This window comes from Acidimicrobiia bacterium (assembly GCA_009694375.1).
In the GTDB taxonomy this organism is placed as follows: Bacteria; Actinomycetota; Acidimicrobiia; order Acidimicrobiales; family VFJN01; genus VFJN01.
Genome location: SHVB01000004.1, coordinates 100,961 through 114,345 on the forward strand (window position 1 = coordinate 100,961; position 13,385 = coordinate 114,345).

13 protein-coding genes are annotated in these 13,385 nt (G+C 66.4%); 9 read left to right on the forward strand and 4 right to left on the reverse strand.

What is annotated here, in order from left to right; all coding sequences use genetic code 11:
- The first annotated feature begins 6 nt into the window (after positions 1–6).
- From EXQ71_04375 to EXQ71_04415, 9 genes are all read left to right on the forward strand, one after another.
- Complete coding sequence (locus EXQ71_04375; GenBank protein MSO86742.1) at positions 7–2,592, forward strand: DEAD/DEAH box helicase; 2,586 nt, start codon at positions 7–9, stop codon at positions 2,590–2,592.
- Entirely contained in the window at positions 2,579–3,190 is a 612-nt protein-coding gene (locus EXQ71_04380; GenBank protein ID MSO86743.1) for a hypothetical protein, read from the forward strand. The genes EXQ71_04375 and EXQ71_04380 overlap by 14 nt, the downstream gene beginning before the upstream one ends.
- Before the next feature lie 50 nt (positions 3,191–3,240).
- The gene (locus tag EXQ71_04385) at positions 3,241–4,224 is read left to right on the forward strand and encodes an NAD(P)-dependent alcohol dehydrogenase (GenBank protein ID MSO86744.1); all 984 of its coding nucleotides are present in this window, start codon (positions 3,241–3,243) and stop codon (positions 4,222–4,224) included.
- A 9-nt stretch (positions 4,225–4,233) separates the two neighbouring features.
- Positions 4,234–5,463, forward strand: coding sequence for a M20 family peptidase (locus tag EXQ71_04390; protein ID MSO86745.1), 1,230 nt, complete (start codon positions 4,234–4,236; stop codon positions 5,461–5,463).
- A gap of 32 nt (positions 5,464–5,495) precedes the next feature.
- A complete protein-coding gene (locus tag EXQ71_04395; protein ID MSO86746.1) occupies positions 5,496–7,106 on the forward strand; it encodes a thymidylate synthase in 1,611 nt (536 codons plus the stop codon).
- Positions 7,107–7,376: 270 nt separating this feature from the next.
- A complete protein-coding gene (locus EXQ71_04400; protein MSO86747.1) occupies positions 7,377–7,652 on the forward strand; it encodes a DUF4193 family protein in 276 nt (91 codons plus the stop codon).
- Between the two features lie 59 nt (positions 7,653–7,711).
- Entirely contained in the window at positions 7,712–8,218 is a 507-nt protein-coding gene (locus EXQ71_04405; protein ID MSO86748.1) for a hypothetical protein, read from the forward strand.
- Positions 8,215–8,700 carry a GNAT family N-acetyltransferase gene (locus tag EXQ71_04410; protein MSO86749.1) on the forward strand — a complete coding sequence of 162 codons (486 nt, stop codon included), beginning with the start codon at positions 8,215–8,217 and terminating at the stop codon, positions 8,698–8,700. Before EXQ71_04405 ends, EXQ71_04410 begins: the two co-directional genes overlap by 4 nt.
- Complete coding sequence (locus EXQ71_04415) at positions 8,649–9,107, forward strand: NUDIX domain-containing protein (protein ID MSO86750.1); 459 nt, start codon at positions 8,649–8,651, stop codon at positions 9,105–9,107. The genes EXQ71_04410 and EXQ71_04415 overlap by 52 nt, the downstream gene beginning before the upstream one ends.
- A 3-nt stretch (positions 9,108–9,110) precedes the next feature.
- On the opposite strand, the gene EXQ71_04420 is transcribed toward EXQ71_04415, so the two are convergent.
- The 4 genes from EXQ71_04420 to EXQ71_04435 all read right to left on the reverse strand — a co-directional run bounded on the left by EXQ71_04420 (position 9,111) and on the right by EXQ71_04435 (position 13,377).
- On the reverse strand, positions 9,111–9,875 hold the full coding sequence (locus EXQ71_04420; protein MSO86751.1) for a crotonase/enoyl-CoA hydratase family protein: 765 nt from the start codon (positions 9,873–9,875) through the stop codon (positions 9,111–9,113).
- A gap of 81 nt (positions 9,876–9,956) precedes the next feature.
- On the reverse strand, positions 9,957–10,358 hold the full coding sequence (locus EXQ71_04425; protein MSO86752.1) for a hypothetical protein: 402 nt from the start codon (positions 10,356–10,358) through the stop codon (positions 9,957–9,959).
- Between the two features lie 1,353 nt (positions 10,359–11,711).
- Positions 11,712–12,182, reverse strand: a complete 471-nt coding sequence (locus EXQ71_04430) for an Rrf2 family transcriptional regulator (protein ID MSO86753.1) — start codon at positions 12,180–12,182, stop codon at positions 11,712–11,714.
- A gap of 10 nt (positions 12,183–12,192) precedes the next feature.
- The gene (locus tag EXQ71_04435; GenBank protein ID MSO86754.1) at positions 12,193–13,377 is read right to left on the reverse strand and encodes a class A beta-lactamase-related serine hydrolase; all 1,185 of its coding nucleotides are present in this window, start codon (positions 13,375–13,377) and stop codon (positions 12,193–12,195) included.
- Positions 13,378–13,385 lie beyond the last annotated feature (8 nt).

Genomic DNA, 13,385 nt, shown 5'->3' on the forward strand with positions numbered 1-13,385 from the left:
GCCGCGGTGAGTGAGTACGGGTTCCCGCTCGACCCCTTCCAGCTGCGGGCGATGACGGCCATCGACGAAGATCGCTCGGTGCTCGTGGCTGCCCCCACCGGATCGGGCAAGACCGTGGTGGCCGAACATGCGGTGGCTCGGGCTCTCGCCGGCGGGGGGAAGGCCTTTTACACGGCCCCCATCAAGGCGCTTTCCAATCAGAAATACGCTGACTTGGTGGCTCGCTACGGCCGGGAGTCGGTGGGCTTGCTCACGGGCGATAACAGCATCAACGGCGGCGCCAGCATTGTGGTGATGACCACCGAGGTCCTTCGCAACATGGTCTATGCCGGATCGCCCGTCATGGAGGGCCTGCAATGGGTGGTGATCGACGAAGTTCATTTCCTCCAGGACCCCTATCGCGGGCCGGTCTGGGAGGAGGTGATGATCCACCTCCCTGCCGGTGTGCGGCTGGTGTGCCTCTCGGCCACCGTGTCGAACGCAGAAGAGTTGGCCGAGTGGATCAGCACCGTCCGGGGCCCGACCGAGGTGGTGATCGAGGAATGCCGCCCGGTCGAACTCCGCAACCTGTACTGCGTGGGCGACAAAGCCAATCCCGGGCTACCCCTGCTCCCCATCCTGGTGGATGGGCTAGCCAACCCCGAGGCTAATCGTTTCGATGAGGGCCCCCGCCGGGGTGGGGGTCGGCGGCCCTTTTTTACGCCGCGCCGAGTGGCGGTGATCCAACGTCTCCAGGACGAATCGATGCTTCCGGCCATCACATTCATCTTCAGTCGTAAGGGTTGCGACGAAGCGTGCAATCAGTTAGCGGACGCGGGCCTGCGCCTCACCACCTCCTCCGAGGCCGCCCGGGTGCGGGCCATTGTGCAGGAACGGACTGCCTCCCTCGCCCCGGCTGACCTGGTGGCGTTGGGTTTCGACCGCTTTTTGGCGGCGCTGGAGGCGGGGGTGGCGGCGCATCACGCCGGGATGGTGCCACCGTTCAAGGAAGCGGTGGAAGCGTGTTTCATCGCGGGGCTCACCAAGGCAGTGTTTGCCACCGAGACGTTGGCCATGGGGGTGAACATGCCGGCTCGAAGTGTGGTGATCGAGCGACTCTCGAAATTCGCCGGGGACGGACGCGAAATGCTCACATCGGGTGAATACACCCAACTGACCGGCCGGGCCGGGCGACGGGGGATCGACGACTTGGGTTACGCCATCGTGCTCTGGTCTCCCTTTGTGCCTTTCGAGGAGGTGGCGGCGCTGGCCTTGAGTCGGTCGTTTGCTCTCCGATCGGCGTTTCGTCCCACCTTCAACATGGCGGCCAACCTCGTGAAGCGCTACCAGCCGGAACGGGCGCACCATCTCCTGGACCTGTCCTTTGCGCAGTACCAAGCCGACCGCTCCGTGGTGCGGATCGAAGCCCGTATCGAACGGGAACGGCGCCGCCTCGCCCGCCTCACCGCCGAGGCCACCTGTGAACTGGGTGATGTGGAGGAATACCGCCAGCAGCGCGCGGTGGCAGCCCGCCCGGGCGGAGATGGGGGCACCATGGCGGTGTCGGCCGCATTGAGTCGGTTGGCCCCCGGGGATCTGGTGGTGGTCGATGGTGCCGCACTGGCGGTGGTGTCGGTGGCTCTGCGCAAGGGTCATCCCAAGGTGGCGGTGATCGACGAGCGAGGGAAACCCCGCACCCTGCGCGGCCCAGACCTGTCGGTGGCGCCTATACCCATCACCACCGTCACCCTGCCTCAGCCGTACGACCCACACAATCGGAGATTTCACCATCATGTGGGAGAGACCCTGCGGCGGGCGATGGTGGGTCTGGAGCGCTCCACGGAAGGGGTGCGGAACATCGCCCCGGGGTTGGCGGCCGACACTCACCCCGTGGCCGACTGTCCCGACCGGGCAGCCCACCTCCGGGCGGCGGGCCAAGCCCAGCGGGTTCGGGGCAAGCTGGAGAACCTGCAACGACAGGGGCAAAGCCGCACGGAGTCTCTGGCCCGCAAGTTCGATCGGGTGTTAGATCTTCTTGAGGCGTGGGGTTATCTAGATGGCTGGGCACTCACCCCGGCGGGCGAGGTGCTCGCCCGCACCTATCACGAGAGCGATCTACTGGTGGCGGAGGCGCTCATCACTGGTCTGTTCGACAACCTCGACGCGCCCACGATGGCGGCCATGGCCTCGTGTTTCACCTACGAGCACCGAGGGCGCGACCAACCCCGGGCCCCTCGCTTCCCCTCCTCCACCCTCCGGGGACGCTTTGACGTGTTGGAGGGCCTGGCGGCGGACCTGCTGGTGGACGAGGAGGCGGCCGGGCTCCCCGGGACCCGCCCGCCCGACGCGGGCTTCGTGCATCTCGCTCATGCCTGGGCCAGCGGTACCGGCTTGGCCGAGGTCCTTGAGCAGGCCGACCTCTCCGGCGGCGATTTCGTGCGCAACATCAAGCAACTCGCCGACCTGCTGCGGGGACTCGGGAGCATCGCGCCGGTTCCGGCCACCGCCGCGCGGGCCCGACAGGCCGCCGCTGCCCTCCAGCGCGGGGTCGTGACAGCCACCTCGGCCCTGCCGGCGTTGGCCGACGTGGAGCGGTCCGGTGCCGATTCGTAAGGGTGAGGCGTGGGGGGCGGTAGGACCACTCCCACCCGACACCGTGGTGGTGCGAAGCAACACGCAAGCCCGGGCGGTGGTGACCGAAGCGCGGCGGCATGGCCGGGAGATTCCGCCGCTGGCCCTCCTCGGGGGCGACCTTTGTCGCACCCTGGGCGGCACCGGAGATGAGCCGCGCCTCCGCTCGGGAGGGGCCACTGAGGTTGGGGTAGACCTCGGGGCGGTCTTGCTCGATGGTCGGCTGCATTGGTTCCTCGCCCATCTGGTGGCCCGCCAAGGTTGGTGGAGGGGTCGAGTGGTGGTGGCGATGAACGCGCAGTTCATCGGGCACTGGGATGTGGCACCGCGTGGCCATCCCAACGACGGTCGTCTTGAGCTGCTCGATGCCGACCTCCCGCTGGGCACGCGCATGCAGGTGCGGTCTCGGCTTGCCACCGGCACCCATGTGCCCCATCCCGGGATCGAGGAGAGCCACGTGTCGAGCCAACAAATTGAGCTGGACCAACCCACGCCCGTGTACCTCGACGGTGATCTGGTGGGTCCAGCTCGGCAGCTCAGCCTGCGCGTCGAGCCCAACGCCTTGCGTTGTTTTCTCTGAGCGGCCGGGCTCAGCACGGGGCCGGGAGCGGCAGACCCTACGGTGGGGGGATGCAGGCTTGGATCCTTGATGCGTCGCCGGGGCAGTACCGATGGGGTGAGCTACCCGATCCCGAGGTGGGAATGGATGACGTAGCGGTGCGTCCGATGGCCACCGCCTTGAACCACATGGATCTCTGGCTGACCCGAGGCCGACCGCGTCCGTTGCTGCCCCATGTACCCGGCTGCGACGTGGCGGGCGTGGTGGCGAGCGTGGGGGCCGCAGTGACCTCAATAGGGGTGGGCGACGAAGTGGTGGTGAATCCGGCCGTGGCCCCGTTAGAGGCCATCATCGCCTTGGGCGATAACGCCCCGCTGGGACGGGGGTTCCAGATCCTTGGGGAGCAGCGCTGGGGCGGGCACGCCGAGATGGTGGTGGTTCCGGCTCGCAATGTGGTGGCGCGTCCCCCTGACCGTTCCTGGGCCGAATGTGCCGCCTACCCGCTCGCCACCCTCACGGCGTGGCGAATGCTCCAACGCGCCCGCCTGGGCGCGGGGGAGCGGTGCCTGATCGTGGGTATTGGAGGGGGCGTGAGCACCGCGGCCCTGCACCTAGCCGTGCGAATGGGAGCCGAAGTACATGTGACCTCCCGTGATGCGGCCAAACGGAGGGCGGCTCTGGTTTTGGGGGCTGCTGCCGCCTACGACTCGGGCGAGGAGTGGCCGGTGAAGGCCGAGGTAGTGGTGGAGAGCGTGGGCCCCGCCACCTGGGACCGCTCGGTGGGAGCGCTGGTGCCGGGTGGGCGGCTGGTGGTCTGTGGCGGGACGTCAGGCCCCACCGTGGAGCTGAACATCCCCCGGCTGTTTTTCAAGCAGATCGAGGTGATTGGCTCAACGATGGGCGGCTACGGCGAGTTCGGCGAGGTCACGCGCCTGATGGGCCAGGACCTCCCGGTGACGATCGACAGCACCTTTCCGCTGGCCCAGTATCCCGCTGCTCTGGCCCATCTCGATTCGGCATCCCAACTCGGGAAGGTTGTGCTCCTACACGGGTAACCTTCGGGAGTGGACCTCGTTTCTCTAAAATCTCGCTTACGGAAGTCGGTACAGGACTGTTCTCCGCTCCTCTTGGATGCCTCGCATCAGATTCACGACCACCCTGAGCTGGGCTACGAGGAACACTTTGCCCACGATCTCCTCACCGGGATACTCGAGGCGGAGGGGTTAGCGGTGGAGCGTGGCGCCTTCGGCCTCGACACGGCCTTTGTGGCCCGCGCCGGCCATCGCGGGCCCACGATCGCGGTGCTTTGCGAGTACGACGCTCTCCCCGGGATTGGTCATGCCTGCGGACACAACATCATTGCCACGGCTGGGCTCGGGGCGGGCTTGGCCGCCGCCGCGGTAGCCGAGGAGGTGGGAGGTCAGGTCGTGATCCTGGGAACCCCGGCTGAGGAAGGCGGGGGCGGCAAAATCCGGATGGCGCGTGCTGGGGCCTTCGAAGGGGTGGACGCCGCGTTGATGGTGCACCCCGCTGGGCATGACCTCGCTCGCATGAACGTGATTGCGGTGCAGGAATTGGTAGCCACCTACACCGGGAAAGCGGCCCATGCCGCTGCCTTCCCCCACGATGGTCGCAATGCCCTCGATGCGGCGGTGCTGGGGTATCTGAACGTGGCGGCCTTGCGGCAGCACATCCTCCCCAGTGAACGCGTCCATGGCGTCTTCTCCGAGGCGGGGGAGAAGGCAAATATCGTGCCGGCGCGGGCGGTGGCGGAGTGGATGGTGCGTTCCGAGAGCATTGCCGCCTTGGAGCCCCTCAATGCGCGCGTGGTGGCGGCATTACAGGGCGGGGCGACCGCCACCGGCTGCGAGGTGGAGATTTGGTGGAAGCCAGTGGTGTACGCCGACATGCTGGACAACGAGGTGATCCTGAACCTCTACAAGGCCAACGCCAGTGCCTTGGGCCGCACGGTGATGGAGCCGGATGGGAAGCACCAGGTGGTGGGGAGTACCGACATGGGCAACGTCAGTTACCTGGTTCCTTCCATCCACCCGATGGTGGCGGCTGCCCCGGCGGGAACCCTGATTCATACCCCAGACTTTGCCAACCACGCCCGGGGTGCGCACGGAGACGAAGCGGTGGTAGCGGGGGCGGTGGCGATGGCCTGGACGGTGGCAGACCTCTGGCTCGGCGAGGGTGTGCTCGGCGCCGTGCAGGCCGAATTCGCCCACACCATGGCCCGAGTGGGGCCCGAAGGCCGTCGATCCGCCATTGAGGAGGGCAGCGGGGCGTAACCTGCTGACTCCACCGTTATCAGGACCATTCGATGACCGTCTACATCTCTGAGGATTTCACGCCCACCGAGGCGGATGTTCTGCGTCGCTATTTCACCAATCTCGACGGGCCCGTATTTGCCCTCGTGAATCTGCCCGAGGTGGTCAAAGGGGCGCTCTTCGCCCGCTACTCCCGCAGTTCCAAGAGCCTGCGCCGACTGTTTCTGGATGAGTTTGTCGGCGAGCTCGACATTTCTGGCGATGCCAGCATCGATGCCACCGTAGGGCTCCGGCGGGCTGAGGAGCTCTACGACCGGGTGTTCTTCGAATACGGCGACGACTCAGTGGCGCAACTCGGCGGCGTGCATCTCGCCTGTGAACAGGCCTCGAACCTGCTCACCAAGGTGCTCGAATGGGGCCGGCTCATGGCCTATCTCGAGCAGTCCACCCGGTACATCGCCTATGACACCCGTCTGGGGGGTCGGTACCGGTATTACCGCGATCCCGAGGTGCTCGGCAGCAGTCTCGGCCTCCGGTACATCGGCGACATGGACCGCCTCTTCGACTCCTACGCCGAGCTGGTCCCCCTCATGTCGGATTTCTATCGGGACTGCTTCCCGAAGGATCCAGGCGACTCCGACTTCGTCTACCGTCAGGCCATCCGGGCGAAGGCGTTCGATGCGGTACGCGGCGTGTTGCCCGCCGCCTCTATTTCTAATGTGGGTATCTACGGCACCGGCCAGGGCTATGAGGCCTTGCTCCTGCGCATGCGGTCGCATCCTCTACCGGAGGCCCGAGCCTATGCCGACCTGATGTTGAGCGAACTCCGCAAGGTAATCCCCAGTTTCCTGAAGCGGGTCGACCTTGACGACCGGGGCGTTGCCTGGAGTACCTATCTGGCCAGCACGCGCTCGGCGGTGGCGGAGATCGCCGATGACCTATTTCCGGCGGGGAGCGGGGTTGGGGCGGAGGACGCCGCCGTTGAGTTGGTGGACTGGGACCCCGAGGGCGAGGTGAAACTCGTGGCGAACATCCTCTACGCGCACACCCATGTCGCGGAGGCCGTCTTGGAGGCCCGGGTGCGACTGATGACGAACGATGAACGGTTGGCCATCATTCACGCCTACGTGGGCGATCGGGGCAATCGACGCCACAAGCCGGGCCGGGCGTTCGAACGTCTCACCTATCGCTTCGACATCCTGGCCGATTATGGAGCCTTCCGGGACCTACAGCGCCATCGAATGCTCTCCCTCGAATGGCAAACCCTTAGCCCCCGGCATGGGTACACCCGACCGGAAGCTGTGGACCTCGCCGGCTGTGGCGAGCGCTTCGACGAAGTCATGGAACGCTCGGCCGGGTTGCACGATGCCCTTGCCGAACGTTTTCCGGCCCAGGCCCCGTATGCGTTAGCCCTGGCCTACAAGGTGCGGTTCTATCTTCATCTCAACGCCCGCGAGGCGATGCACCTCATCGAATTGCGCACCACCCCCCAGGGCCATCCTGCCTACCGGACCGTGGGTCAGGACATGCACCGGCTCATTGCGGAGAAGGCCGGTCACCATGCTGTGGCGGCCGCCATGAGTTTCGTGGACCACTCGCCCGAGCCCACCCTCGAGCGCCTCGACGCCGAGCGCCGGGCCGAGGCCCGCCGCCAGAGTCGCTGATCAAAGGCCCGATATTGCCAGCACAGCAACCGGTGTGCCTATGATCCCGCCCGAAAGCCCCCGCTACAGAGGATTCTCATGACTGACGAAGAAGTCCTCGACGAAGAGGACGATCTCGAGGAGATTGGCGAGCCCGAACCCTCCGACGACGGTGATCTCGACGACGATGTTCTCGACGGCGATGTTCTCGACGGCGATGTTCTCGACGACGATGTTCTCGACGGCGATGATGACGACGGTGGGGATGACGAGGACGGCACTCCTGAGCCCATCAAGGCCAAGAACGACGATGATGATGCCGAAGATGACGAGGAGGCCGACCCCGACGACGTGGAGGCTGATCTCGACGCGATTCTCAAGGACCGGATCGCGGCCGCGGAAGAGGAAGAGGACGAGGCGGAGAATTCCGAGCCCGAGCAGGCCGGCGGCGTGAGTCGGATTTTGCCCAAGCGGCCCGGAGAGTTCGTGTGCCAGTCCTGTTTCCTCGTGAAACATCCCAACCAATTGGCCAATGCCAAGCGCAAGCTCTGCTCTGATTGCGTCTGAGGGGCCCGGGGCTCGAGGGATGTCCCGATCCCTCGGGGATGGAAGTAGCGTTGAGAGTTGTGAGTGGAGCCAACAAGACCCCGGGTGAGCAAGCCATTGAGGTGTTGGTGTACGCCCCGATTGGTTTGTTGTTCGAGGGTGCGTCGCTCCTGCCGCAGCTGATCGAAACGGGTCGGGGGCAGGTGGCTACGGCCCGCATGATCGGTCGGTTCGCCCTCCGGCAAGGCCGGGGCGAGGCCAGCAAGGTGGCCACCAACTTTCAGGACCAGACCGCGGGGTGGTTGGACGCGGTCGGCGGTCGCCGTGCGCCGGTTGGACCGGTCCCGGCGGCGAATCCTGACCCCGCCCCGGTGGCGGTCAGCCCGGTGCCGAAGGCCTCGGCCCGCGGTCGCCGTGGTGCTTCGTCGTTGGCCATCGCCGACTACGACAATCTGTCGGCGTCGCAGGTGGTCAATCGGCTGGCGGGGCTCACGACATCGGAACTCGAGGCAGTGCGGCGGCACGAATCGACGCACCGTGGCCGCAAGACCATCCTTTCCAAGGTTGCGCAGCTCCAGGGCGGATGATGGTGACGACCCCGCACGAGGCGAGTCGGCCCGCGGTAGCCGCCGATCTTCCCCGTTTGACGGAACTGGCCCAGGAAGCGGTGGATCACCTGCGCCCGAGACGCGGGGGAGAGGTGTGGGCACGCCGGAGCGCTCGCCACGCCCCCTTCAAAGATGCTCTCGCTCAGGAGTTGGGTGATGACCACCACCACCTTGTGGTGGGGACGGTCGACGATGTGGTGATGGGCTACGGCGTGGTCGGCATCGAAGTGTTGCGAGACGGCGGACGGCTCGGAGTGGTCACCGATCTCTACACCGATCCAGGTTGTCGGGAGATTGGCCTCGGGGAGTTGGTGATGGAGGCGTTGGTCGACTGGTGCGGTGAGCAGGATTGTTTTGGGGTGGACAGCCTGGCCCTCCCGGGTGACCGGCATACAAAAAACTTCTTTGAATCCTTTGGCCTGGTGGCTCGGGCCATTGTGGTCCACCGCTCGATCCCGTGACCCCAGCGCCCCCCACCGTGGCGGTCCGGGCTGTCGCGGTGGATCACGATCAGGTCGTATTGGTGCGGCACGGGACCGGCCCCGCCGGGGGCCGCTGGTCGATACCGGGCGGGGAGGTTGGCTTTGGCGAGACCCTGATGGAGGCGGTTACCCGCGTGCTGCGCGAGGAGACCGGCCTGGTAGGGGTCTGCGGAGCCCTGCTGGATTGGTCGGAACACATACTCCCCGACCGTCACCGGGTTGTCCTCGCCTTTGCGGTGACCGTCGTGTGCGACGATGGCCCGAGGGCGGGCGCCAACGTCGCCGAGGCGGCATGGGTGGTACTTCACGAAGTGGCGACGCTTGACCTAGTGGAGGGTGTGGCGGAGTTTCTCCACGACCAGGGCATCATCGCCACCTTTACCTGAGGGTCAGACGCCCTTCCACTGGGGCGGGCGCTTCTCGATGAAGGCGGTGAGCCCCTCGGAGAAGTCGTCTGAAGCCATGGCCTGGGCCATGCCCTCCATCGACATCTTCCACCCGATGTCGTCGGGCGCATTGGTGGCTTCGAGCACGATCTTGCGGGACGCCCGCACGGCCACGGGGGCATTGGCGCAGATCTGCTCGGCCAGGGCCACGGCCGCGTCGAGGGCCGTGCCGGGTTCCACGAGACGGTTTACGAGGCCGAAGTGATGGGCCCGGGTGGCATCGATCGGATCGCCGGTGAGAGTCAACTCCATGGCGATATTCAGCGGGATTTTGCGACCCAGCCGGAACAGGCCACCGGCGGCGGCCACCAACGATCGCTTCACCTCGGGGATCCCGAAGGTGGCGGTGGTGGAGGCGACGACCAGGTCGCAGGACAAGACGATCTCCGTGCCGCCGGCCAGGGCGGGCCCGTCGACCGCGGCGATGATGGGTTTGGTCCGCTCGCGCTGCACGATGCCGGCGAAGCCTCCGCGAGTAGTGGCCAATCCGGCGGCGTTGCCCGAGTTGATCTCCTTGAGGTCGGCACCCGCGCAAAATACGGGGGCCACGCCAGTGATGATGCCCACCCAGATCGAATCGTCGGCTTCGATCCTGTCGATGGCCTCCTCGATTCCCTGGGCCACCGCGGCGTTTACGGCGTTACGGGCTTCAGGGCGGTTGATGGTGACGACCGCGAAGGGTCCCTGTTGTTCGAAGTTGACGGCCATAGGTTGGACGTTAGTCAGCGAGAGTTACCTTCACGAAGTTCAACCGGGGAGCATCGGACGATCACCATGGGGACGAATGAATCAGCGGGCCGGCTTCGGTGCCACTTCTGCGGGGCCTATGAGGTGGCGCGCCTCTATCTGGCCTCGGTGCAACTGGATTCGTGTGCCTGCGGAAGTTGCGGAGCCAGTTGGGACGAAGACCCAGCCACCGGCGAGTACTGCGGTCGCTCGGCTAAGGAGAGCGCGGTTACTCGTCGACCGTAGCGACGGGGGTGTCCGAGCCGCTGGTTTCGGGGGCGGGGGTGTCCGCCTCGGTGGTGTCCGCGATAGGGGTTCCGGGGGCGCTGGTTTCGGGGGCGGGGGTGTCCGCCTCGGTGGTGTCCGCGATAGGGGTTCCGGGGGCGGGCTTCTTGGCCGGAGCCTTCTTCGGACGGCGCCGTTCCGTCTTGGTTCGGGGCGCGTTCCGAACGGGGGCGATCTCATAGATCCCGGCGATTTTGGGGATTCGGGTGGCCATCCGGGCGATGGTGGCCCGCACATCGGGATGAAGTTCCTTAGGGAGCGAGACGGGGATCACCTTGTCGCGCACCGGGGCGAAGGCCAAGACATTGAGGACTGCTACCCAACGATCGGGCGCAGCCTCGGCGTTGAGGGCAGCCCCGGCGCCTTCGATGAGCCGGGTGGCGAGTTCCGGGGGCAGCGGCCAGCCTGCCTTGGGCGGGTGGGAACTCATCCGCAGGGCGCGCACAATCCGCCCCACGTCGAGATTGGCGATCAACTCGGCCAGCCAGGCTGCGTGCTCGGCCTCTACTCGCGCCGTGAGGCCGACCTGGAGATCTCGAACCAGCGCTTGACTTTCCTCGTCGCGTCCGGCGGCGGCGGCCGTGGACACCACGGATCGGAGATCCCGAAGGGCCAGGACATCGAGGTCACGATGGGCGGCCTCGGCTCGGTCGCGCCACTCGGCCGTGCGCACCTTCGGCACGAGCTTTTCCGCCAGTTGGAGCAGGGGACCCGACGGGATAGCCGCTTCACCGGCGGCGGTCCGTTCGGCATTCTGTTTCGTGATGGCGAGACGGACCGCCGGAAGTCCACCGAGGACGATTTGGTCGGCAATGGGGCGCTGCTCGGCCGGCAGTGCGTCGATCATGGCGCTGCGATGAGCCTTCCCGGCCTTGAGGCGCTTGGTCTTGGGCCGATCGATCACCGGAATCGCCGGCGCCTCCGGACGCGTCCGTTGGGGGGGCCGGTCGTTGCCTTCGCGGCGGGGGCCGCGGGGTTTGTCGCGGGTGGAGTCGCCCCTGTCTTTACGGGGGGGCCGGTCGTTGCCTTCGGGCCGGGGGCCGCCGGGTTTGTCGCGGGTGGAGTCGGCTCGGTCTTGGCGGGGGGGTCGGTCCTTTCCTTCCCGGCGGGGGCTGCGGGGTTTGTCGCGGGTGGAATCGCCCCGATCTCCTCGGGAGCGGCCCCCTTCGCTCTGTCGGCTCGTCAGGGTGGAGGTGACCAGGGGTTCGTCCTTGGCGGTCGAGATGAACTCCAATAAATCCGGCTGCTCGCGAGCCCCTTTGGGCGGAAGCACGCCCACGATGGAAATACCGTCGACGAAAAACTCGGCGTTCACCCGCAGGACGTCGCCCACCTTGGCGGCGGGCGGCAACAGCGTGGCCGCCATGGACCCCTTGGGAGCCTTGGCTCCGGCGGCTCGCCAAGTCCAGGATCCGTCCGCTTGTGCACTCGTAAGCTCGATGTCGATTCTGCGAGGCATTGAGGGTGTACTCCGGTCTGCGGGGCCTCGGTGGCCCAGAATCCGACAACGGTACCGAACCGGCGGCGCTGTGACTAACGCCGAGTCCAACCGCCCGGCTGGGCGGCAAGTGTCACCACCCGCTCGGGTAGCGCGCCGGAGGCGATGTCAGCGAGCGTGGTCTCCTCGAGCACTCCCCGCAGCGCCACGCGCGTGGCCACCCACACCGGCTGGAGATCTCGCGCCACGCCGGCGTAGACCACCTCCTCGGGCGACTGGCCATGGACATCGGCAAGCGGGCCCTCTACGGCACGGATGATGTCGGCCACGCTCACTTCGGTGGGGGGCCGGGCCAACCAATACCCGCCGTCGGACCCGCGCTTGCTGCCCACGATTCCCGACCGCCGAAGTTCCGACAGAATCGTCTCCAAGAAACGGGGCGGAATTTCTTGGGCCGCCGCAAGGACGTCGGCTTTCACGGGAACTCGCTCCCGGTGTTGGAGGTACCCGTCGGCTAGTTCCACCGCGGCGCGTACCGCATAATCAACCTTCGCCGTAATGCGCACGGATGGCGGATCAGCTCGCGCACACAGCGGCGAGACTACCGAGGGCACTGCCGCGCTTGGCTTGCCGGATCACGTTGCGGTCGAGGCCGTTGGTGAGATAGCAGAACGAGAGCCCGGTGGCGGGATCGGCCCAGGCGAGTTGGCCGCCCACGCCGTTGTGGCCGAAGGCCCTACTCGAGACGGTACGGCCCATGCCGCGCAGGTGGGAGTCGTCGCCGTCGCCGGCCACTACGACGCCCCGCGTTCGATTTACCGAGTAGCCCAGCATCGGATCGGGGAACGTGTTTCGCACCGTAGAGGTGGCGTCAGCCAGTACGACGGGATCCCACCGACCCTGCGCGTTGGTGAGGAGCGATTGGTAGAACATCGCGACATCAGCGGCGGTGGAAATGCCTCCACCCCCAGGGATGCCCACGGCACGAACCTCGGGAAGATTCAGGGAGAGTGTCGCCTCCTCGGTCACTTCCCCCACATCGATCTCCCGCACGCCAAAGAACGCTTCGATCTCATCGGGGTGGGCGGGATCCCCCGTGGCCACCAGGGTGGCGATGTTGGTCTGCGCGTCCAGGGTCGGGCCGAGCACAAAGGCCCGAAGGCCCAGGGGCTCAATAAGACGTTGGCGTACCGCCGCGATGTGATCGTCACCGGTGAGCGCGTAGATGACTTCGGCCAACACCCAGTGGGCGCTAGTGGGGTGGTATTCGAACTGGGAGCCAACCGGCCAGTTGAGGCGCCACGTGGCAAAGGCCGATAGTCGGCCCTCGTGGCTCGCCCAGAGCGGGGGGCCGAGGGGGGCTTGGGGAAAGCCCGAGGTGTGTTGCAACACATGATCGACGGTGATCTCGTCTTTGCCGTGGGTCCCGAAGTCTGGAAGGACATCGGCGATTCGGGTGGCGGGGTCGAGCAGGCCCTCGCCCATGAGTTGCCATACCACCGACGCCACAAACGGCTTGGTGGCCGAGAACATCGTGAAGCGGGTATCGGCGGTGGCATCGCCAAAGGTTTCGTTCACCACCACCTCACCATGAAGGGCCAGCGCCAACTGGCAGGACGGCAGTAGCCCCTCATCTACCTCCTGGCGCGCTCGCGTGAGGAGGGCAGCTGCGGCAACAGGCTCAATGGTCGTCATGAGAATCAGGTTAGTGCGAAGCATCGTCCGGGGTTGAGTGTCACGATAGTGGGGCGGGGTTGCCATACATTGGG